19 protein-coding genes are annotated in these 22,838 nt (G+C 59.3%); 12 read left to right on the forward strand and 7 right to left on the reverse strand.

Annotated elements, in window-relative coordinates:
• Nucleotides 1-22: 22 nt before the first annotated feature.
• The gene (trxA, locus tag R6W86_RS11400; protein ID WP_410329481.1) at nucleotides 23-886 is read right to left on the reverse strand and encodes a thioredoxin; all 864 of its coding nucleotides are present in this window, start codon (nucleotides 884-886) and stop codon (nucleotides 23-25) included.
• Nucleotides 887-1,107: 221 nt separating this feature from the next.
• On the opposite strand from trxA, the gene lon reads away from it, so the two are divergent.
• From lon to R6W86_RS11415, 3 genes are all read left to right on the forward strand, one after another.
• Nucleotides 1,108-3,558, forward strand: coding sequence for an endopeptidase La (lon, locus tag R6W86_RS11405; RefSeq protein WP_410329482.1), 2,451 nt, complete (start codon nucleotides 1,108-1,110; stop codon nucleotides 3,556-3,558).
• 144 nt (nucleotides 3,559-3,702) lie between these two features.
• Nucleotides 3,703-4,968, forward strand: coding sequence for a PQQ-dependent sugar dehydrogenase (locus R6W86_RS11410; protein ID WP_410329483.1), 1,266 nt, complete (start codon nucleotides 3,703-3,705; stop codon nucleotides 4,966-4,968).
• Nucleotides 4,969-5,030: 62 nt separating this feature from the next.
• Nucleotides 5,031-5,372, forward strand: a complete 342-nt coding sequence (locus R6W86_RS11415; RefSeq protein WP_410329484.1) for a c-type cytochrome — start codon at nucleotides 5,031-5,033, stop codon at nucleotides 5,370-5,372.
• Nucleotides 5,373-5,517: 145 nt separating this feature from the next.
• Here R6W86_RS11415 and R6W86_RS11420 read toward each other — a convergent pair whose 3' ends face one another.
• Entirely contained in the window at nucleotides 5,518-6,012 is a 495-nt protein-coding gene (locus tag R6W86_RS11420) for a MarR family winged helix-turn-helix transcriptional regulator (protein ID WP_092006365.1), read from the reverse strand.
• A gap of 193 nt (nucleotides 6,013-6,205) precedes the next feature.
• On the opposite strand from R6W86_RS11420, the gene R6W86_RS11425 reads away from it, so the two are divergent.
• From R6W86_RS11425 to R6W86_RS11465, 9 genes are all read left to right on the forward strand, one after another.
• The gene (locus tag R6W86_RS11425; protein WP_410329509.1) at nucleotides 6,206-7,162 is read left to right on the forward strand and encodes a tetratricopeptide repeat protein; all 957 of its coding nucleotides are present in this window, start codon (nucleotides 6,206-6,208) and stop codon (nucleotides 7,160-7,162) included.
• A gap of 197 nt (nucleotides 7,163-7,359) precedes the next feature.
• Entirely contained in the window at nucleotides 7,360-8,472 is a 1,113-nt protein-coding gene (locus R6W86_RS11430; protein WP_410329485.1) for a branched-chain amino acid ABC transporter substrate-binding protein, read from the forward strand.
• Between the two features lie 162 nt (nucleotides 8,473-8,634).
• Nucleotides 8,635-9,558 carry a high-affinity branched-chain amino acid ABC transporter permease LivH gene (livH, locus tag R6W86_RS11435; RefSeq protein ID WP_410329486.1) on the forward strand — a complete coding sequence of 308 codons (924 nt, stop codon included), beginning with the start codon at nucleotides 8,635-8,637 and terminating at the stop codon, nucleotides 9,556-9,558.
• Nucleotides 9,558-10,829 (forward strand): high-affinity branched-chain amino acid ABC transporter permease LivM, encoded by a 1,272-nt coding sequence (locus tag R6W86_RS11440; RefSeq protein ID WP_410329487.1) that lies wholly within the window; start codon nucleotides 9,558-9,560, stop codon nucleotides 10,827-10,829. Before livH ends, R6W86_RS11440 begins: the two co-directional genes overlap by 1 nt.
• 6 nt (nucleotides 10,830-10,835) lie before the next feature.
• Nucleotides 10,836-11,591, forward strand: a complete 756-nt coding sequence (gene livG / locus R6W86_RS11445; RefSeq protein WP_410329488.1) for a high-affinity branched-chain amino acid ABC transporter ATP-binding protein LivG — start codon at nucleotides 10,836-10,838, stop codon at nucleotides 11,589-11,591.
• A gap of 9 nt (nucleotides 11,592-11,600) precedes the next feature.
• Entirely contained in the window at nucleotides 11,601-12,302 is a 702-nt protein-coding gene (locus R6W86_RS11450) for an ABC transporter ATP-binding protein (RefSeq protein ID WP_410329489.1), read from the forward strand.
• Between the two features lie 292 nt (nucleotides 12,303-12,594).
• On the forward strand, nucleotides 12,595-13,059 hold the full coding sequence (locus R6W86_RS11455) for a DUF3015 domain-containing protein (protein WP_410329490.1): 465 nt from the start codon (nucleotides 12,595-12,597) through the stop codon (nucleotides 13,057-13,059).
• Between the two features lie 81 nt (nucleotides 13,060-13,140).
• A complete protein-coding gene (locus tag R6W86_RS11460; RefSeq protein WP_410329491.1) occupies nucleotides 13,141-15,006 on the forward strand; it encodes a DUF4105 domain-containing protein in 1,866 nt (621 codons plus the stop codon).
• Nucleotides 14,976-15,872: an alpha/beta hydrolase gene (locus R6W86_RS11465; protein WP_410329492.1), complete on the forward strand. Its 897-nt coding sequence runs from the start codon at nucleotides 14,976-14,978 to the stop codon at nucleotides 15,870-15,872. Before R6W86_RS11460 ends, R6W86_RS11465 begins: the two co-directional genes overlap by 31 nt.
• Nucleotides 15,873-16,007: 135 nt before the next feature.
• Here the strand turns inward: R6W86_RS11465 and pnp are convergent, their stop codons facing one another.
• The 5 genes from pnp to infB all read right to left on the reverse strand — a co-directional run bounded on the left by pnp (nucleotide 16,008) and on the right by infB (nucleotide 22,833).
• On the reverse strand, nucleotides 16,008-18,122 hold the full coding sequence (pnp, locus tag R6W86_RS11470; protein WP_410329510.1) for a polyribonucleotide nucleotidyltransferase: 2,115 nt from the start codon (nucleotides 18,120-18,122) through the stop codon (nucleotides 16,008-16,010).
• Nucleotides 18,123-18,566: 444 nt separating this feature from the next.
• Entirely contained in the window at nucleotides 18,567-18,836 is a 270-nt protein-coding gene (gene rpsO, locus R6W86_RS11475; protein ID WP_092003920.1) for a 30S ribosomal protein S15, read from the reverse strand.
• 78 nt (nucleotides 18,837-18,914) lie between these two features.
• Nucleotides 18,915-19,841 (reverse strand): tRNA pseudouridine(55) synthase TruB, encoded by a 927-nt coding sequence (gene truB, locus R6W86_RS11480; protein WP_410329493.1) that lies wholly within the window; start codon nucleotides 19,839-19,841, stop codon nucleotides 18,915-18,917.
• Entirely contained in the window at nucleotides 19,838-20,269 is a 432-nt protein-coding gene (rbfA, locus tag R6W86_RS11485; protein WP_410329494.1) for a 30S ribosome-binding factor RbfA, read from the reverse strand. Before rbfA ends, truB begins: the two co-directional genes overlap by 4 nt.
• Entirely contained in the window at nucleotides 20,269-22,833 is a 2,565-nt protein-coding gene (infB, locus tag R6W86_RS11490; protein ID WP_410329495.1) for a translation initiation factor IF-2, read from the reverse strand. Before infB ends, rbfA begins: the two co-directional genes overlap by 1 nt.
• Between the last annotated feature and the right edge of the window lie 5 nt (nucleotides 22,834-22,838).

Here is a 22,838-nt window from a genome sequence, read left to right on the forward strand (position 1 = left end):
TGCCCGCGGGTGCGACTCACAATCAGTGCATCAGGGTATACAGCTTCCTACGATAGGTGCGTACGTCCGGATTGTTGTTGCCGAGTTTGTCGAACAGCTCAATCAGGGTGCTCTTGGCAATGCCATCCATGTAGGTGCTGTCAGCCTGCATCAGGCGAATCAGCAGGTCCATGGCTTCGGCATTCTCGTCTTGGAGCACGTGCTGCAACGCTAGCTGGTGCAGGGCTTCGGCGTTTTTCGGGTCGGCCTCCAGCTTTTTCTGCAGTTCGTCAATCGGAGGCAACTCTCCGGCCTGCTTAATGAACTTGATGCGGGCGGCCAGCTGCTTGGCCTGGTGCTGCATCTTTTCTTCCGGCGGCAGGCTATCCAACACCTGCTCGGCGGTTTCCAGGTCGCCGGTTTCCGCCTTCAGTTGCGCCAGATCGATCAGGACCTTCATGTTTTCGGGGTCCTGACGGTTCAGCTCAGTGAGGATCTCGAGGGCGCCGTTCACGTCGCCGTTTTCCCACAGTCTATGGGCGGCGTCATAGGGATCTTCTTTCGGTGCCTCCACGTGCTTGTCCAGCACTTTACGGATTTCGCTCTCGGGCTGGGCGGCGTTGAAGCCGTCCACGGCCTGGCCATCCTTCACGAGGATCACGGTGGGCAGGCTGCGCACGCCAAGGCTTGCGGTCAGCTGTTGCTGTTCGTCGGCGTTGACCTTGGCGAGCTTGAAGCCGCCTTCGTATTCATTGGCCAGCTTCTCGAGAATCGGCATCAGCTGCTTGCACGGCGCGCACCACTCGGCCCAGACATCGATCAGTATGGGCGTATTGGCAGAGGCATCCATTACCTCCTGCTGAAAATTCTCCATGGTGGCGTCAAAAACATAGGGCGAGTTGCTCATCGGGGCACCTGAAACCGTTGAATGAATATAGGAATCTGCTTCGATCATGGGGCCAGTAGCGGGAAAATCAAGCTCCCGATGACTTCGGATTCTACGGTCTGCGACCAAGCCAAATCCTTGAAATAGCCGTAACTGCCGCTACATACGCAAGTAGACATGATCGCGGGCCACTGTTCACTATCGCCCGCGCGATGACAACCTTTGAGGGATGCAACGACGGCATGAATGACGAAAACCGCAATGACCGCCTTGAGGAATTCGAGGAAGACGTGACCGAATACATCGGCAAGGATGAACACAGCAAGAGCCTTGCCCTGACCCAGCAGATCATGCCCAAGCGCATGTACGTACTGCCGGTCTCCAATCGCCCGTTCTTCCCGGCCCAGGTTCAGCCGGTGATGGTCAACCAGGATCCCTGGCATGAAACCCTCAAGCGCGTGGGCGAGACCGATCATCGTGTCCTCGGTATCTGCTACGTGGAAGAACACGACACCGAACAGGGCATCCCCGCCAGCGAGCAACTGGAAACCATCGGCTGCGCCGTGCGCGTGCACCACGCCCAGAAGGAAAGCGGCAAGGTCCAGTTCATCGCCCAGGGGCTGCAGCGGTTCCGCATTGTCCAGTGGTTGCGCCGCAAGCCCCCCTATCTGGTGGAAGTGGAATATCCCAGCGAACCGGAGGAGGACGCCGACGAACTGAAGGCCTATACCCTTGCCATCATCAGCGCCATCAAGGAGCTGCTGCGTACCAACCCGCTCTATGGCGAGGAAGTGAAGCAGTACCTGTCCCGCTTCGGGCCTGACGACAGCTCGCCCCTGGCTGACTTTGGTGCTTCCATGACCAGCGCCCCCGGTCCGGAACTCCAGGAAGTGCTGGACACCGTGCCGCTGCTCCGGCGCATGGAAAAGGTCCTGCTGCTGATGCGCAAGGAGCAGGAAGTGGCGCGCCTGCAATCCGAGATCAGTGAGGAGGTCAACGAAAAGGTCCAGAAGCACCAGCGTGAATTTTTCCTGCGGGAGCAACTCAAGGTCATCCAGCGGGAGTTGGGCATGGCCAAGGACGACAAGACGGCCGACGCGGAGCGCTTCGAGGAGCGAATGGCCAAGTTGGATCCCCCTGAGCCGGTACAGGAACGGTTCCGGGACGAACTGCAAAAACTGCAGGTGCTGGAACAGGGCTCTCCGGAATACGGCGTGACCCGCAATTATCTGGACTGGCTTACCCAGGTTCCCTGGGGCCAGTATTCCGAGGACCATTTCGATCTGGCCGAGGCCCGGCGCATTCTCGACCGGGAACATGACGGCCTGGACGATGTGAAAGACCGCATCACCGAGTTCCTCGCCGAGGGCACCTTCAAGGGCGAGGTCAGCGGCTCAATCCTGCTGCTGGTCGGTCCGCCCGGCGTGGGCAAGACCTCCATCGGGCATTCAGTGGCCGATGCCCTGGGCCGCCAGTTCTACCGGTTCAGCGTTGGCGGCATGCGTGACGAGGCTGAGATCAAGGGCCACCGGCGCACCTACATCGGCGCCATGCCCGGTAAATTCGTGCAAGCCCTGAAGGATTCAAAAGTCGCCAACCCGGTGATCATGCTGGATGAGATCGACAAGATTGGTGCGTCCTTCCAGGGGGACCCGGCCTCTGCCTTGCTGGAAACTCTGGACCCGGAGCAGAATCGGGAGTTCCTCGACCACTATCTGGATGTCCGCATGGACCTGTCCAAGGTACTGTTCATCTGTACCGCCAACCAGCTGGATACCATTCCCCGGCCGTTGCTGGACCGGATGGATGTCATTCGCCTGTCCGGCTATATCACCGAGGAAAAGCTGGCGATTGCCAAGCACCATCTGATGCCACGATTGCTCAAGCGGGCCGGGTTGCTGAAAAAGCAGCTCAACGTCACCGACGCCGCCCTCAGGCAGGTGATCGAGGGGTACGCCCGGGAAGCGGGCGTGCGGAACCTGGAAAAACTGCTGCACAAGATCATCCGCAAGGGCATTGTGAAGCTGCTGGATGATCCGGACAAGCCGGTGAAGGTAGGCGTGGCGGACCTGGCCGACTACCTGGGGCAGCCGGCCTTCCGCAAGGAGAAGTCGCTCAAGGGCACCGGTGTGGTCACCGGCCTGGCCTGGACCGCCATGGGCGGCGCCACCCTGAGCATTGAGGCCTCCCGCATCCACAGCAGCCAGCGGGGCTTCAAGCTCACCGGTCAGTTGGGGGATGTGATGCGGGAGTCGGCGGAGATCGCCTACAGCTACGTGTCATCAAACCTGAAACGGTACAAGGGCGACCCGACCTTCTTCGACAAGTCCTTTGTGCACCTGCATGTGCCCGAAGGCGCCACGCCAAAGGACGGCCCGAGTGCCGGGGTTACCATGGCCACTGCGTTGCTATCCATCGCACGGAAGGAGGCTCCCCAGCAAAATATGGCCATGACCGGTGAGCTGACCCTGACGGGCCAGGTGCTTCCGGTCGGCGGCATCCGGGAAAAGGTGATCGCCGCGCGGCGGCAGAAGATCAGCAACTTGATTCTGCCGGAGGCAAACCGGGGGGATTACGAGGAGCTGCCAGAATATCTCAAGGAAGGACTGACGGTGAGTTTTGCCCGACATTACAACGACGTATTTCAGGTCTGCTTTGGCAACAAGCCGCGGAAGGGGTCGAGCGTCCATTGACGAAACTGGTCCGACCAGTGGGCACCTGACTTGACGCCCGTCACACCGTTGTCTTTACTCGATTTGACTTCGATCAAAAAGTAAACGATCGGTGGCTTTCGGGCCACCGGCGCCCTACTCGTTGAGAAAGAGAGCGGTAAAACAATGAACAAAAAAGCCTCAATCCTGTGCGTGGCCGCAGGCCTCACTTTCATTCCCTTCGCTCACAGCCAGTCTGACAACACACTCAAAAAACTGGGCAATTTTCAGACCACTGGAAAGGCCGAGTTCACTGTTATCGACCAGAACAGCGACAGCGCCGACGCCATCCGCAAAACGCTGGAGAAAATTCAACTGCCAGACGGCTTTGAAATCAGTCTGTATGCCCTGGCCCCGGACGCCCGCCACATCGCTGTTGGCCCCCAGGGCGTGGTCACTTTCGTGGGAACCCGGAAAACAGAAGTCTGGGCAATAACCGACCGTGACAAGGATCGCGTGGCCGATGAGGTCAAGAACTTCGCCCCCTCACTGCCCAAGGCTGTACCCAATGGCCCCTGCTTCTCGCCGGACGGCGTGCTCTACATCGCGGAGCAGAACCGGGTGCTTGCCTACCCTGCCGCCGAATTCTTCTATGAAGGTGGTGACGTGGTGGCCTCCGAGGTCATTCCCCAGGGCGAGCTGATCCCGGAGCAATTCGTGAGCTACAACCACACCGCACGGGTCTGCGACGTGGGTCCGGACGGCAAGCTCTATATCTCGCTGGGCCAGCCCTATAACGTGGCACCCCGCGAACATCTGGATACATTTAACGAAGAGGGTATCGGCGGCATCATCCGGGTAAATCAGGATGGTACCGAGCGCGAGGTTTACACCCGCGGCATCCGGAACTCGGTTGGTCATGATTTCCACCCGGCCACCGGCGAACTCTGGTTCACGGACAACCAGGTGGATGGCATGGGGGACGACATCCCTCCCGGTGAAATCAACCGGCAAACTGCCATGGGTCAGCACTTTGGTCATCCCTGGTACGGAGGCGGAGATGTCCGTACCAACGAGTACAAGGGTGAGGAAGTGCCGGTCGAGGTGGTTTTCCCGGTTTCCGAGACCGTGGCCCATGCAGCAGACCTGGGAATGATGTTCTACACCGGCAAGATGTTCCCGAAAAAGTACGAGGGCGGAATTTTCTCTGCTCAGCACGGCTCCTGGAACCGGACAGTACCGATCGGGGCCCGGGTGATGTTCACACCGGTGGACGCGGAGGGCAATATTGCCGGTGAGACCGTGCCTTTCGCGGAAGGCTGGCTGGATGAGAACGGTGAATACCTGGGTCGCCCGGTGGATGTGGCGCAACTGAAGGACGGTTCGCTGCTGGTCTCTGATGACCTTGCCGGAGCCGTTTACCGGATCGCCTATACCGGATCAGGCTCCTGAGCCTTACCCATCCGTAGAAGTGCCGGGGATGTGCCGACTCCCCGGCTTACTGGAGAGCCCGTATGCAGAGAAACATGAAGTCCGTGCTATCCGGCGCGGTACTCCTGTTGACCCTCTTGACGCTGTCTTCCGCGGCCCTTGCCGCCGACCCCGCCGAAGGACGGAAACTGGCGGCCCAATGCAAGACCTGTCATGGCCTGGATGGTATTGCCAAAATACCGATCGCACCAAACCTTGCCGGCGAAAGCCAGATTTACATTCAGAACCAGCTGAAGGCCTTCCGCAGCGGCAAGCGAGAACATGAAATGATGTCGGTGGTGGCCAAGAACCTGACCGATCAGGAGATAGCGGATCTGGCGGCGTGGTATCAATCCATTGAGATCAGCGCCAGGATGCCCGAATAGGCTACCCCGAGTTTTGCGAGCCCCGGACCCGCCGGGCGGTGAAAAAGGGGTCAGATGAAGGCGTTCATCTGACCCCGGGGGATGGCGCGATTTCGGAGGTGTGCGGAGTCTGAAGAACGCCTTCTTCTGACCCCTTTTTCAAGCTTCAGGCCTTCTCCTTCCAACCATCGTCCTTCAACACCGACCCCACGGTCAGCACCGGCGAAGCGTCGATTTCATCGGCGTCCATCATGTTCGCCACACGCTGCAACGAGGCCAGGATCATGGTCTGCTCCCACTCGTGCAGGCTCTGGAACTTTTGAATAAAGTCTTCCTGCAGGGGATTCGGGGCGCGGGAGAGGATGTCGGCGCCTTCTTCGGTCAGGTGCGCGTGGACCTTGCGCTTGTCTTTGGTGCTGCGGACACGGTAAACCAGCTTACGGTGCTCCAGCCGGTCCAGGATCGTGGTCACGGTGGCCTGACTCAGGCTGACCTTATCGGCGATGGTGCCGATGGTCACTTCGCCCAGATCCCGGATGGTACGCATGATCAACAGCTGCGGGCCGGTGAGCCCGGCGTGCTTGCTCAGCCGCTTGGAATGAAGATCCGTTGCACGGATGACGCGGCGAAGCGCTACCAGCACCTGTTCATAATTGTCCACAGAGTTGCTCCGACTACTCAACACTTGTTTATACCTCTAAGTATTAGAGGTCTTTGTACCGCCAAATGCAAGTGGGCACCTCCACTTAATCCCGCTCCAATCCCCTTTAAACTGTCGGTACGGCATTTTTTCCGTAAGCCACTGTGCTAAGGTCAGCTGTTTTCCAAAACCGCAAAACGGACGCAGCACCATGATCAACCGATTCACCCTCTCGCTACTGTCATTGCTCAAGGAATGGCGTGCCGGCGCGATGCTGTGCCTGCTCCTTTTGGTCGGGACTGCGGCCGCCCAAGGCACCGGAGAGGGGTCATCCATGGACGACGATGTCACCTCCGATGACGTGGCCGCTGCGCTGGCCGACCTGGAAGAGCCCATGTACACGCCGTTCATCGAACTCTACCTGCTGGAGGAAAGCAAAGCCTTGCGCAAGGAAATGATGGATACCCGCGCCGAATTGATCGAGAAGGTGGTCGACAAGGAGCTTTCCGTGGCAGACAAGACCATGTCCTACGCCACCGATACGGTCACCTACTTCTTCTACCTGATTGCCGGCGCCACCTCCATCCTGGTTGTGATTGGCTGGAACTCGATCCGGGACATGCGGAACCAGCTGGCCAGCGTCGCGGAAAAACGGGTAAACGAGCTCGTGGTGGAATACGAGAAGCGCCTGAAATCCATCGAGGAGCAACTCCAGCAGAAATCCGACATCATTCACCAGAACCAGGCCGAGATTGAACGCACCAACGAGGTGCACTCGCTCTGGCTCAAGGCAAGCCAGGAAACCTCCCAGCAGAACAAGATCGCTGCCTACGACCGCATCCTCGACCTCCGGCCGGACGATGTGGAAGCCCTCAGCTACAAGGCCGATGCCGTTCTTGAAATGCAGGAACCCCTATGGGCCATCAGCCTGTGCCGCCGGGCTCTCAAGCTGGACCAGGAGAACGGCCACGCCCATTACCAGCTCGCCTGCGCCTATGCGGAAATCGGCCGCTGGGAGGATGCTGTGACCACCCTGGAGAAAGCCATCGATATTTCGGAAGCCTATCGGGACGATGCTTCCGTGGATCCGAGCTTCGAGCAGTTGCGCGAACACGAAAGCTTCCGCACACTGGTGTTTCCGGATCAAGAGGAAAACAGCACGGACGCGTAAAACCATTGTCAGCCAAGCACACGCTTTGCAAGCAGCTTGCCAGATTGGAGCTTTCTGTCTTCAATACAGACATGTTTTGCAAAAGTTGTGTTCCTGAACAAACGCCGACCCCGATTGCTTGACAACCAGTGGTCCGTGGTGTTTGTTTAACCCCCTGAGAACACAAGAATAACCCTGAACCAAACAGGATTGACCCAATGAGAACCTCAGTAAAGAAACTCGCAACCGCTGTAAGCACTTCCGTCGCACTGATGGCCGCCGGCCAGGCAGCTGCAGAGATCCAGATCGGCATTGCCGGTCCGATGACCGGCCCCGTTGCCCAGTATGGTGACATGCAGTTCTCCGGTGCCCGCATGGCCATTGAGCAGATCAACGCCAACGGTGGCGTGATGGGCGAAGAACTCGTTGCCGTCGAGTACGATGATGTCTGTGACCCTAAGCAGGCCGTAACCGTAGCCAACAGCCTGGTCAACGACGGTGTTCGCTTTGTGGTAGGCCACCTGTGCTCCAGTTCCACCCAGCCGGCTTCTGACATCTATGAGGATGAAGGCATCCTGATGGTCACTCCGGCTTCCACCAGCCCGGAAATCACCGAGCGCGGTTACGAACTGGTGTTCCGTACCATCGGTCTGGACAGCATGCAGGGGCCGGTTGCCGGCAATTACATCGCCAGCCAGAACCCTGAGCGCGTTGCCATCGTTCACGATAAACAGCAGTACGGTGAAGGCATCGCCACCGCCGTGCGCGATACCCTCAAGGACCAGGGCATTGAAATCGCCATGTTCGAAGGTATCACCGCTGGCGACAAGGACTTCTCCTCCCTGGTCACCAAACTCAAGCAGGCGGATGTGGATTACGTCTACTACGGCGGTTATCACCCGGAGCTGGGCCTGATCCTGCGCCAGGCGCGCCAGGCTGACCTGGACGCCAAGTTCATGGGCCCTGAAGGTGTCGGCAACAAGGACATCAACACCATCGCTGGCGAGGCAGCAGAAGGCCTGCTGGTGACCCTGCCGCCGGCATTCGACCAGAAAGCCGAAAACCAGGCACTGGTTAAGGCGTTCGAAGAGAAAGGCGAAGATCCCTCCGGTCCGTTCGTGCTGACCTCCTACACCGCGGTTCAGCTGATTGCCGATGGCATCGAACAGGCTGAATCCACGGATCCCTTCGATGTTGCCGCCGCCCTGCGCGAAGGCAGCTTCCAGACTCCGATCGGCACCGTTGAATACGACCAGGCCGGCGACATGAAGTCATTCGAGTTTGTTGTGTACGAATGGCATTCAGATGGAAGCAAAACTCCGTTAAACTGAGCCAAAATCGTTAACAAACGGTAATAATGAGAGCACCTTCTCACCGCGATCCGGGAGAAGGTGTTTTTCTAGGCTCCTGTTGATTCTCCCTTGCCCCCGGTGCGGATAACCCGGACCAGGGGTACGGAAGCGGAGGGAGCGGGCCTTCGGAGTTCAAAAACAATGCAAGACCTCCTTTACTTCTCTCAGCAGCTCATCAACGGGCTGACGATCGGGAGCACCTATGCCCTGATCGCCATCGGTTACACGATGGTTTACGGCATCATCGGCATGATCAACTTTGCCCATGGTGAGATCTACATGATCGGCGCCTACACCGCGCTGATTGCCATCACCGGCCTGACCTCCCTTGGCGTTGCCTGGCTGCCGGTGATCCTGATTGTGGCGCTGATCTGCGCCATGCTGGTCTCCAGCTCCATGGGCTGGGCCGTGGAACGGGTCGCCTACCGGCCGGTTCGCGGGCGCCACCGGCTGATCCCGCTGATTTCCGCCATCGGCATGTCCATCTTCCTGCAGAACTACGTCCATCTGGCGCAGGGTTCCCGCAACATCGGCTTCCCGGCCCTGATCGAGGGTGGCTTCCAGTTCGGCTCATCCGAGGGTTTCCAGATGTCCCTCTCCTACATGCAGATCACGATCTTCATCACCACACTGATCTGTATGACGGCCCTGTCGCTGTTCATTGCCCGCTCCCGGACCGGTCGCGCCTGCCGCGCCGTTTCCCAGGATCTGGGCATGGCCAACCTGCTGGGCATTGACACCAACCGGATCATCTCGGCAACGTTCGTTATCGGTGCCGCCCTGGCAGCCGTGGCAGGCCTCCTGCTCGGCATGTACTACGGTTCGGTCGATCCTCTGTTCGGTTTCATTGCCGGCCTGAAAGCGTTCACAGCAGCCGTCCTCGGTGGTATCGGAAGCATCCCGGGCGCCATGCTCGGCGGTCTGATACTCGGCGTGGCAGAAAGCATGACCTCCGGCTACCTCAGCGGCGAGTACAAGGATGTCATCTCGTTCAGCCTGCTCATCCTGATTCTGCTGTTCAAACCCACCGGCCTGCTTGGCAAACCGGAGGTTGAGAAGATCTGATGGCTGCTCAAAATCTTAGACATGCACTGTTCTGTGCAATTATCACTGTAATCATCGCCTATCCGATCCTGGGGCTGAACCTGGTTGCCGAGGGCACGTCTGTTGGCCTGGAAGGCGCGACCACCGCGACCGTCGTCAACGTATTCCTGGCTGCCGTTGCGGTTTTCCTGTTCCAGCTGTTCCGCGATAACATCATGGGTGTGTTCGGCAAGGTTCCGAACCTCAACCCGCTGGCCAGGAGCGGCCCGGTACCCCTGGAAAAGCGCCTGCTGATGGAGCGGGTGTTCTTTGTAGCAATCATCATGTTCGCCCTGATCTGGCCGTTTATCGTGTCCCGCGGCGCGGTCGACCTGGCCACCCTGGTGCTGATCTACATCATGCTGGCCCTCGGACTGAACGTGGTGGTGGGCCTGGCCGGCCTGCTCGACCTCGGCTATGTGGCGTTCTATGCGGTGGGGGCTTACACCTTCGCGCTGCTGTCCCAGTACTTCGGGATCTCCTTCTGGCTGGCTTTGCCGATCGGCGCCCTGCTCGCCGCCCTGTTCGGGTTTGTGCTGGGCTTTCCGGTGCTCCGGTTACGTGGTGACTACCTCGCCATTGTCACCCTGGGCTTCGGGGAGATTATCCGTATCCTGCTGAACAACTGGACTTCGCTCACCGGCGGTCCCAACGGCATCGGTGGCATTCCGGATCCGACCCTGTTCGGCATGGAGTTTGGCCGCCGGGTCAAGGAGGAAGGTAACGTCTCCTTCCACGAAACCTTCGGCATCGCCTATTCCGGTGAGCACAAGGTGATCTTCCTGTACCTGATCGCCCTGGTGCTGGCCATCTTCACCCTGCTTGTCATCCGCCGCTTCATGCGCATGCCCGTGGGTCGTGCCTGGGAAGCCCTTCGGGAAGACGAGATCGCCGCCCGCTCCCTGGGCATGAGCCGCACCGCGGTAAAACTCTCGGCCTTCACCATCGGCGCTTTCTTTGCCGGCTTTGCCGGTACCGTGTTTGCCTCCAAGCAGGGCTTTATCAGCCCGGAATCCTTCGTATTCCTGGAGTCCGCCATCATCCTGGCCATCGTGGTTCTGGGCGGCATGGGCTCACAGGTCGGGGTGATCCTGGCTGCGATTGCCGTCACCATCCTGCCCGAGCTCGCCCGGGAGTTCTCTGAATACCGGATGCTCATCTTTGGTGCCGCCATGGTGCTGATGATGGTCTGGCGTCCGCAGGGCCTGCTGCCCATGCGCCGCATTCAAATCGAACTCAAAGAGCAGGGGTGACAGACAATGCTTGAAGTACAGAATCTGTCCATGCGCTTCGGCGGCCTGCTGGCGGTGGACCAGGTATCCGTGGATGTCCGGGAACACGAGATTGTCTCGATTATCGGCCCGAATGGCGCCGGCAAAACCACGGTGTTCAACTGCATCAGTGGCTTCTACAAACCAACCGGCGGCAAGATCCTGTTCCAGGGGCAGGAAATCCAGGGCAAGCCCGACTACAAAATTTCCCGCCTGGGCATGGTGCGCACGTTCCAGCATGTACGCCTGTTCAGCAAGATGACAGTGGTGGAGAACCTGCTGGTCGCTCAGCACCGGCACCTCAACACCAACCTGCTGGCCGGCCTGCTGAAAACCCCGGATTACCGGGAACGGGAGAAGAAATCCCTGGAGCGGGCACGATACTGGCTGGACCGGGTCGGCTTGCTCGACATGGCCAACTGGGAAGCCGGTAACCTGGCCTATGGCCAGCAACGGCGCCTGGAGATTGCCCGCTGCATGGTGACCGAGCCGCAGCTGCTGATGCTGGACGAGCCGGCTGCCGGCCTCAACCCGGCGGAAACCAAGGAACTGGATCAGCTGATCGTCAGCCTGAAAGAGGACTACAACGTTTCCGTGTTGCTGATTGAGCACGACATGAGCCTGGTGATGGGTATTTCCGACCGGATCAATGTCATTAACCAGGGTCGCCCCCTGGCCAGTGGCACGCCGGAGGAAATCCGCCAGAACGACGACGTGATCAAAGCCTATCTGGGCGAGGCCTGAGGACCAACCATGCTAGTAGTTGAGAATGTTCATACCCACTACGGGAAAATCGAGGCGCTGCACGGGGTATCGGTCGAGGTCAAAAAAGGCGAGATCGTCTCCCTGATCGGTGCCAACGGCGCCGGCAAAACCACTCTGCTGATGACGGTCTGCGGCAGCCCCCAGGCCAGTTCTGGACGGGTGATTCTGGAAGGGCGGGACATTACCAGTGTTCCTACCTCCCAGATCATGCGCTCCGGCATTGCCATCGTGCCCGAGGGCCGACGTGTGTTCTCCGGCCTGACTGTTGAAGAGAACCTCCACATGGGCGGCTTCTTCAACACCAAGGCGGAGATCCGCAAGAGCCAGGATCATGTCTACGACCTGTTCCCCCGGCTCAAGGAACGGGAGCACCAGCGCGCCGGTACCATGTCCGGCGGTGAGCAGCAGATGCTGGCCATCGGCCGGGCCTTGATGAGCAAGCCCCGGATGATCATCCTGGACGAGCCCTCTCTGGGGCTGGCGCCGATCGTGATCCAGCAGATCTTCGAGATCATTGGCCATTTGCGGGAAGAAGGGATTACAGTGTTCCTGGTGGAGCAGAATGCCCACCAGGCCCTGAACCTGGCGGACCGGGGTTATGTGCTGGAGACAGGGCGAATCCGGTTGCACGATACCGGCAAAAACCTGCTGGCCAACCCGGATGTACGTAACGCCTATCTCGGTGGCTGACAGCCTCACCGAAGGGTCGGCAGAAAAGTCGGGGCGTGGCGACACGCCCCGACTTTTTTGTGGATGTGACCTGAAAAGTGACACGTTAGCGCTCCTTTAACGTGAAAAATTCGACACAAATCAAATACTCACGAATCCCTTCACTTGCGAATCCGGAACTTGGACTATACTGAACCCAACGGTCTACCTGTCTCCACAGGACCTGTCAGGGCCGTTCTTTCCCGGCTGTCCCTCGGGGCCGGCCGGGAGATCAATGCGACGACTGCAAAAAAAACACAGAAAGGAGTAGATAATGAAAAAACTGATCGTAGGTGCAATTCTTCTGGGTGCTTCCTCCATGGCTTTTGCCCAGCCAGGCTGCGGCGTGGGTGCCATGATCTGGAAAGGACAATCCGGTATTGCCCCCCACGTTCTGGCTGCTACCACCAACGGTACCTTCGGTAACCAGACCTTCGGCATGACCACTGGCACCCTGGGTTGTCAGACCAACGAGTCGGTTCAATCCATGGCCATGTACATGGATAGCAACATCGACAAGGTTGCCCGTGACATGTCCCGTGGCTCCGGTGAAAACCTCGACACCCTCGCCGTTCTGCTGGGCGTAGAGGAAGCTGACCGCGATGCATTCCGCAAAGTACTTCAGGATAACTTCGCTGCCATCTTCCCGGATGCCGACACCACTTCCGGTGAGGCCGTAGATGCCATCGTTGCCCTGCTGGAGCAGGAGAAGAACCTGAGCAAATACGTAGCGGCATAACTGTCGTTTACAGCAAGGAAGCACATGGTGCCAGGGATGGCGCCTGACCGATTTCCCCAACGACCCGGATCATTCTTCTCCATGGGCCAGACTGTGCGTTTCGGGCAAGTGATTCTCTGCCTTGCCTTCAGCTTCAATCTCCACGCCAACGAACAACCGATTCCAGAAACCCTGCACCAGGACCCGGCCTGGCTGACACTGGGCCACTACCACACCAACACCTTCGGTGATGGCTACACCAGCCAGGCCGATGACCCGGCTTTCTTCCTGAGTGAGAACGGCAAGTACTCGCCCCGGGCTGAACTGGAAGCCACCCTGACGGCGATCCAGCAATCCGGTGGCGGCAATGATCATGCCCGTTGCCGTTTCCCGGCCCGGGATGCCTGGCTCCGGGAACGTCTGGACCTGCCGGATTCCGGAGTATCCTGCCCGGACTACCAGGACTGGAAAGACACCCTGAATACCGAGACCGTCACCCTGGTGTTTGCAGCCTCCTACCTGAACAGTCCTTCCTCCATGTTCGGGCACACCTTCCTGCGGCTGGACCCGCCCCAGGAAGACGAGGAAACCAACCTGTTGCTGGCCAATACCATTTCCTACGCGGCCGATGCCGCCGCCCATGACAGTGAAATCCTGTTCGCCTACAAGGGCATCTTCGGCGGCTATCCGGGCATCACGACGGTGCAGCCCTACTATGAAAAGATCCGCCTTTACTCGGACATCGAACACCGGGACCTGTGGGAATACACCCTCAATCTCGACAAGAGCGAGGTCAATCTGCTACTGGCCCACGCCTGGGAAATCCGGGACAAGAACTTCGACTACTACTTCTTCGACGAGAACTGTGCCTATCGGTTGCTTGCGTTGATTGATGTGGCGCGCCCGGGAACCGACCTGTTGGGGGAAGTGAGCACTCACGCCATCCCCTCCGACACGGTGCGGTGGGTGGTGGACAAGAACCTGGTCGAAGAGGTGTATTACCGGCCCTCGGCGGCCACCTCGGTGGCTTACCGGATTTCGAAATTGCCGGACGAGCACCAGACCCTGTCGGCGGCGATCGCCAACGGCTATGTCGATCCGGAAGATCCCGAGCTGGAACAGCTGAGTGACCGCGACCGGGCCAGGGTACTGGATGCCACCTACGATTATGTGCGCTACCAGAGTGAGGCCGAAGGCTGGCCCCGGGAGCGTGCGGCGCCCCTGTCTCACGAGCTGCTGGTTTCCCGGAGCCGGATTGACGGCGTGGAGACCGGCTCCCGACCACCGGAACCCGAGGTCCGCGACGATCAGGGCCATGACACGTTCCGGGTGAGTCTCGGTGCCGGTCAGCTGGTTCACCGGGAATTCACCCAACTCACCTTCCGGCCGGCCTATCACGACGTGCTGGACCCGCCGGAGGGTTACCGCCCCGGGGCACAGTTGCAGTTCCTGCGTCTGGATGCCCGATACTACACGGACAACGACGAGATTCAGGTGGAGCAACTGGTGGGTGTGGAAATCCGCTCCCTGAGCCCCAGGGACCAGTTTTTCTCGCCCCTGTCCTGGCAGGTCGGGTTTGGCGGAAGACGGACGAACACCGGGAATGACAGGGTACTGGCGCCCTACCTTGAAGGGGGTGCCGGAGGAAGCTGGGCTCTGGGAGATTCCACCCAGGCTTTCGCCATCGCCACAGCAGACCTGGAAATCGATGACGACCTGCGCCGGGGCTACGACGCCGCACCGGGCGCGGACCTCGGCGTACTACACCAGAACAACCGGTTCAGCCTGATGGCCGGTGCCCGGGCCAAAGCCTGGATTGTCAGCAGTCAACACCGCCAGGATCAGGCGTATATCAAGGGCAACTGGCATATCGGCCGGGAATTCAGCCTGTTTGCCGAGTTCACCCGTGAAGACCATTACGACAGGTACCAGAGCACATGGCACGCCGGACTGCACGCCTACTTCTGAGTCTCAGGAAGACGCTGTTCACCGCCTTGATTGCCGCCATGGCGGTCCTTCAGAGTGGCTGCAGCAGCGTTTTCTTCTACCCCGATGACATCACCTATGTCACCCCGGACCGTCTCAATCTCACCTATGAGGATATCTACCTGGATACCGCGGACGGCGAAACCCTCCACGGCTGGTGGCTCCCGGCCCAGACGACGGACGGGGGCGAGCCCCGGGGTACGGTGTATTTCCTCCACGGCAATGCCCAGAACATCAGCAGTCATATCCTGAACGTCGCGTGGCTGCCCGAGGAAGGCTATAACGTGTTTACCATCGACTACCGGGGCTTCGGCCGGTCCACCGGGGATGCGGACATAGAAGGCGCCCTGCACGACGTGGAGACCGGGTTTCGCTGGCTGGTGAATCGTGATGACGTGGCCGACAAGCCCATTTTTATGCTCGGCCAGAGCCTTGGCGGTGCGCTCGGGATTGCCCTGGCGAGCGAATGGGTGCAACGGGAGGAGCCCCCGGCGCTGGACGGCATCATCCTCGACGGCACCTTCTCCGGCTTCCGGCGCATTGCCCGGGAAAAGCTCGATGCCTTCTGGCTGACCTGGCCGTTCCAGGTTCCGCTGAGCTGGACCATCCCCTCCGAATACGAGGGTCTGGAAAGGATTGACGACATTTCACCGGTACCTGTGATGGTGATTCACAGCGTGCGGGACGGGATCATTCCGTTTGACCATGGGGTGGCGCTGTATGAGTCAGCCTGGGAGCCGAAGCGGTTTCTGCGGACGGATACGGGCCATGGGGGGACGTTTGTGATTCCGGCTTATCGGGAGGCGGTGGTGGAGTTTATGGGGGAAAGTGAAGGCGCCGGCCGGTGACGATGGGGTCGGTGAAGATGGGGTCAGATGAAAGCCTTCATCTGACCCCTGGTTAGAGACCTGACTCCGGACTTTCGGGCACAAAAAAGGGGTCAGAAGAAAGCGTTCTTCTGACCCCGACTTTATCGCTGGCGATCAGTCAGTGAAATCGGTCGGCTGCTCGCCTTCCTTCACTTCCTTCATGGACAGCTTCACGCGGCCGCGGTTATCGACGTCCAGCACCTTGACCAGGACTTCCTGACCTTCGCTGAGTTCGTCGGTGACGTTCTCGATGCGGCGGTCGGAGATCTGGGAGATATGCACCAGACCATCCTTGCCGGGCAGGATGTTGACGAAGGCACCGAAGTCCACGATGCGCTCAACGCGGCCCTTGTAGATGGCACCAACCTCGATCTCGGCAGTGATTTCCTTGACGCGATTGACCGCAGCCTGGGCGGCCGCCTGGTTGTCCGCGTAGATCTTCACGTTGCCGTCGTCGTCCAGGTCGATGGAGGCGCCGGTCTCGTCGCAGATACCACGGATCACGGAACCGCCCTTACCGATCACGTCACGGATCTTGTCCGGGTGGATCTTGATGGTGGTGATGCTCGGTGCCCGCTCAGACAGCTCGGAACGCGGCTCGGCGATGACCTTGTTCATCTCACCCAGAATGTGCAGACGCGCTTCGTGAGCCTGCTCCAGGGCAATTTCCATGATCTCGTCGGTGATGCCGTTGATCTTTATGTCCATCTGCAGGGCAGTGACACCGTCTTTGGTACCGGCAACCTTGAAGTCCATGTCGCCCAAGTGGTCTTCGTCACCCAGGATGTCAGTCAGAACCGCGAACTTGTCGCCTTCCTTGACCAGACCCATGGCGATACCAGCTACGGCCGCCTTGATGGGCACACCGGCGTCCATCAAGGCCAGACTGGAACCACAGACAGAAGCCATGGAACTGGAGCCGTTGGATTCGGTAATCTCGGAAACCGCACGGATCGCGTACGGGAATTCTTCCAGAGTGGGCATAACCGCAAGAACACCACGCTTTGCCAGACGACCGTGACCGACTTCGCGGCGGCCAGGAGTGCCCACACGACCAGCTTCACCGACAGAGTACGGAGGGAAGTTGTAGTGGAACAGGAACGGATCCTTGCGCTCGCCTTCCAGGGCGTCAATGATCTGTACATCCCGGGAAGTACCGAGGGTGGCAGTCACGACGGCCTGGGTCTCACCTCGGGTGAACAGGGCGGAACCGTGAACACTAGGCAGGACGCCCACTTCGATTTCGATCGGGCGAACGGTCTTGTTGTCACGACCATCGATACGCGGCTTGCCATCGATAACCTGCTGGCGAACCACGTTCTTCTCGATCTTGCCGAAGTACTTCTTGACCTCTTCCTCGGACGGCTGGCCTTCCTCTTCGCCAGCGAACTTCTCTACCGCGGTGGATTTGATCTCGCCCAGACGCTCGTAACGGGCCATCTTGTCACGAATACTGTACGCTTCTTCGATAGCGCCACTGAATTCGCCTTTGATGGCTTCGAGCAGCTCGGTGTTTTCCTGCTCCGGTTTCCACTCCCAGCGCGGCTTGCCAACTTCTGCAGCAAACTCCTTGATAGCGGAAATAGCAGTCTGCATCTGCTGGTGCGCGAACAGAACACCACCGAGCATCTGATCTTCGCTCAGGCCACCGGCTTCGGATTCAACCATCAGTACGGCGTCTTCGGTACCCGCCACGACCATGTTCAGCATGGAGCTTTCCAGCTGCTCGAAAGACGGGTTCAGGAAGTAGCCGTTATCGTCGGTGAAGCCTACACGGGCGGCGCCGATCGGACCGTCAAACGGAATACCGGAAACGGCCAGCGCGGCAGAGGCGGCCAGCATGGCGGCGATATCCGGATCGTGTGCCTTGCTGGCAGACATGACGGTACAGATCACCTGTACTTCGTTCATGAAGCCATTCGGGAACAACGGGCGGATCGGGCGGTCGATCAGGCGGGAAGTCAGGGTTTCCTTTTCGGAAGGACGACCTTCACGTTTGAAGAAGCCACCCGGAATTTTGCCCACGGCGTAGGTCTTCTCGAAATAGTTGACGGTCAGTGGGAAAAACGGCTGACCCGGCTTCGCTTCCTTGGCACCGACGACGGTACCCAGAACAGCGGTATCACCGGTAGAGACCAGGACCGAGCCGGTAGCCTGACGGGCAATACGGCCGGTTTCCAGGGTGAAGGTTTCACCACCCATTTCGAATGTTTTCTTGGTTGGTTGCAAATGCACAACAAACTCCTGCTTTTTCAGTCATGAACCCGGGGTGTAGCGTGAAGGTGGGGGCAGATGAAAGCGTTCATCTGACCCCGTTTTCAGGCCGAACCCGGAGTGTTGAACCTGGGGTCAGATGAAAGCTTTCATCTGACCCCAGTTGTGTCTGACTGCAGGTGCTTGCGTGATACCCGGAAGGGACAACCCGTCTGAAAGCTAACAGGCTGTTGCAAAACCCCGGTCAAGAGGATGGCTTATCGATGTCATCCGGCCCGGGCTTTTCAACAACCTGCTATCAATTTCGGCTTTCGGTTACGACAGGGAATCCTTCGGTATCACTGACAAATCAACTGCAGCTCCTTGCGCTTGAGAAAAGCTCAACCGGGGGCCCGAAGGCCCGCCGATTGACGGCCTGTTCCAGCACGGGAAACAGGCCCCCAGATCGCAAAACCCGGATTAGCGACGCAGACCCAGACGCTGGATCAGGTCCAGATAACGGTCAGCGTTCTTGCGTTTCAGGTAGTCCAGCAGCTTACGGCGCTGGTTTACCATCCGGATCAGGCCGCGGCGGGAATGGTGATCCTGCTTGTTGGCCTTGAAGTGATCCTGCAGCTTGTTGATGTTGGCGCTCAGCAGTGCCACCTGAACTTCAGGGGAACCGGTATCGCCTTCACCTTGCTGAAAATCCTTGACGATCTGTGCTTTCTCATTGGCAGAAAGTGCCATATTTCACCTCATTGGTTGCGATGCTGATAAATCCAGCCGAACCGCGCATCTCTACAGCCCGGCTATGCAGCGCCTCGACTAACGTCCGGCACTGCCTTTCACCAGCCGACGGGGGACCAGCAGGACCCGCTCGCCTTCCGGGAAAGCTTCTGCCAACCCGATAAAGCCCTGCTCGCCATAGAGGCGTACAAAGCCTTCAAGAGGTTGACTGCTTATTCTAACCTGTTGCCCGTTCAAGATCGATACCGCTGCACTTCCCTCCAGGCGCACCTCCGGGAACATGGACAGCGCGCTGTCAGGGGCCAGGAGCAGGCCGTCGAGGCTCTCGCCACGCTCACGCATGGCTTCCAACTCACTGACGTCATGAGCGTTTGCCAGGGTGAATCCGGACGCCATGGTTCGGCGCAGGGCACTCACGTGGGCGCCGCAGCCCAGGACCTCGCCGATATCCTCAACCAGTGAGCGAATGTACGTACCCTTGGTGCAGCTGACCGCCAGGTCCATCTCGTTGTCCCGTAGCTCCAGCAGGGTCAGCTCGTAGATGGTAACCGGACGGGCCGGTCGTTCCACCTCAATGCCTTCCCGGGCGTACTCGTAAAGGGGACGTCCCTTGTGTTTGAGTGCGGAATACATGGAAGGAATCTGCGCGATGGCACCCCGGAAGCGCTCAAGGACGGCTTCTAGCTGGTCCGTATCCAGAGGCGGAACCGGCTTGTCCTCGACGACCTGACCCTCAGTGTCACCGGTTTCGGTGCGCACACCGAGCCTGGCCGTAGTGATGTAGGCCTTGTCGCTGTCGAGCATCATCTGGGAGAACTTGGTGGCTTCCCCGAAGCACAGGGGCAGGACGCCCGTGGCCAGCGGATCAAGGGCGCCAGTATGGCCGGCCTTGGCCGCGCCATACAGTCGCTTTACTTGCTGGAGGATACCATTGGAGGTGACGCCCTGGGGCTTGTCGATTACCAGAATGCCGTTTACATCACGGCCTTTGCGTCTTCGGCTCAAGCGTCCCGCTCCGGATTGTCCGAGACCGGATCGTCGTTGTCATCCCTCGGCACAACTGGCTTCTCGCCAACCGCTTCACGGATGAGCTTGTCCATTTTCCGGCTGTGACCGAGGAGGGTGTCAAAATGGAAGCGCAGATGGGGAACCACCCGCAGCTTCATGGCCCGCCCCACCTGACCACGCAGGAAACCGGCCGCCTTGTTCAGGACGGCCAGGGACTCCTTGACCTCCGGAGACTCTTCGGTGAGTTCCTCGGTGGAGAGCAGTGAAACATAGATGTCGGCATAGCCCAGGTCACGGCTGACTTTGACGTCATTGACCGTGACCATCCCCACCCGCGGGTCCTTGATTTCCCGCTGGATAAGCTGGGCCAGCTCCCGCTGCATCTGATCGCCAATGCGATCCAGTCGGCTGAATTCCCGTGCCATCAGGCCCCCGTAGATTCGAGTTTACGCTCGACCCTGACGCGATCGAACACCTCGATCTGGTCACCGACCTTCACGTCGTAGCCTTTGACGCCGATACCGCATTCCATGCCATTACGGACTTCCGGAACATCGTCCTTGAAGCGACGCAGGGATTCCAGCTCGCCCTCAAAGATCACCACGTTGTCACGCAGTACCCGGATCGGCTTGTTCCGGTAAACGGTGCCTTCAACCACCATACAGCCGGCCACCTGACCAAACTTCGGCGAGCGGAAGGTGTCCCGCACTTCGGCGATACCGACGATATCTTCCCGGAATTCCGGCGCCAGCATGCCCGTCAGGGCCGCCTTAACGTCATCAATCAGGTTATAGATGATGCTGTAGTAGCGCAAATCCAGACCTTCCTGCTCCACCAGGCGCTTGGCAGCAGAGTCGGCACGAACGTTGAAGCCGAAGATAACCGCGCTGGTGGCGGCAGCCAGGCTCACATCCGTCTCGGCGATACCACCGACACCGGAGGACACGATCTTGACCTGGACTTCGTCGTTGCCAAGATCCAGCAGGGCCTTGGTAATCGCTTCCAGGGAACCGCGAACGTCGGTCTTCAGGATCACGTTCAGGGTCTTGACCTCGTCCTTGCCCATGTTCTCGAACATGTTTTCCAGCTTGGCCGCCTGCTGGCGCTGCAGACGCTGCTCACGCTCACGGGTCTGACGGAACTCGGCCAGCTCTTTGGCCTTCTTCTCGTCGGCCACGGCAAAGAACTCGTCACCAGCATTCGGGGTACCGTTCAGGCCGAGAATCTCGACCGGAATGGACGGACCGGCTTCCTTGACCTGCTTGCCCGCTTCGTCGGTCATGGCGCGGACCTTACCGAAGAAGGAGCCGGCGACAACCATGTCACCCTGACGCAGGGTACCGTTCTGAACCAGAACGGTCGCAACTGAACCACGACCACGTTCCAGGCTGGATTCAACCACAACACCCTTGGCCGGCGCGTCCGGAGAGGCTTCCAGCTCCAACATTTCCGACTGCAGCAGAACCGCCTCGAGCAGAGCGTCGATGCCCTGGCCGGTATGCGCTGACACCGGCACGAACTGGGTGTCACCACCCCAGTCTTCGGGGATCACGTCCATACCCGCCAGCTCGTTCTTGATGCGGTCCGGATCAGCCTCTTCTTTGTCCATCTTATTGATGGCGACCACGATCGGAACACCGGCCGCGCGGGCATGATCAACCGCTTCCTTGGTCTGCGGCATTACGCCGTCATCGGCCGCCACAACCAGGATAACGATATCGGTACACTGGGCACCGCGCGCCCGCATGGCCGTAAACGCCGCGTGGCCCGGGGTATCCAGGAAGGACACCATGCCATGGTCGGTTTCCACATGGTAGGCACCGATGTGCTGGGTAATACCACCGGATTCTCCGGCGGCCACCTTGGTGCGGCGGATGTAGTCCAGCAGCGAGGTCTTGCCGTGGTCAACGTGACCCATCACGCTAATAACCGGTGCCCGCTTGATCTTCTCTTTGCCTTCGGCGGTTTCGGTGATCTTGCTCAGAACCTCTTCTTCGAAGGCATCTTCGCTGACCGCCTTGGCCTTGTGACCAAGATCCTCAGTCACCAGGATTGCAGTCTCCTGGTCCAGGGCCTGGTTAATGGTGGCCATCACGCCCATCCCCATCAGGGTCTTGATGACGTCTGCGGCCTTGACGGCCATACGCTGGGCGAGGTCGCCCACTGTAATCGTTTCAGGAATCTCTACTTCTCTGACCATTGGTTTGGTCGGCCTCTCGAAGCCGTGACGCTTCTCTTTGGGTTTCTTTTTCATACGCAGCGACTTGCGCGGCGCAGACTCTTCCTCGTCCTCGGACAGGACGACCGGCTCTTCCACCGGACGACTGCGAGGACCGCGGTGACCAGCCTGCTTCTTCTTCGGCTTGCCTTCCTCGAGTTCTTCACCGCGCTCACGGCCCTTTTCTTTCTTCTTCTTGGGCTTGCGATCCTTGCCCTCTTTCTCGGGTGGCGGAATCGGCACCTCTTCCGGCTGCGGCTCGGGTTCAACGGCAGGCTCTGCCGCTTCCACCGCCTCTTCGGCCTTCGGAGCTTCCTCCTTCGCGGCAACCTCTGCCTCTGCAGGCTTCTCGGCCTCCGGCTTCGGCGCTTCGGCTTCCGCGGCCACCTTCGCTGCTTCCTCTGCAGGCGCCGGCGTTTCAGCCGGCTTCTGCTCTTCGACTTTCTCTTCCGGCTTGGGCGCTTCTGATTCTGGCTGCAATTCTGCGCGCTTGATGTACGTGCGACGCTTGCGAACCTCGACATTCACCGTCTTGGCCTTGCCCGCCTTCAGGGTTGTTGTGGTCTTGCGCTTCAGGGTGATCTTGCGGGGCTCTGCCTCCGCCTCACCGTGCGTCTTTCTCAGATAGGCCAGCAACTGCTGCTTCTCATCGCTGGTTACAGCATCATTCTCGGAACGGGCATCAAGGCCTGCCTCGACAATCTGCTTCAGCAAACGATCCACGGGAGCGCCTACATCTGCGGCCAGTTGTTTTACCGTTACTTCAGCCATACTGG

This window comes from Marinobacter sp. (assembly GCF_046484525.1).
Lineage (GTDB): Bacteria > Pseudomonadota > Gammaproteobacteria > Pseudomonadales > Oleiphilaceae > Marinobacter.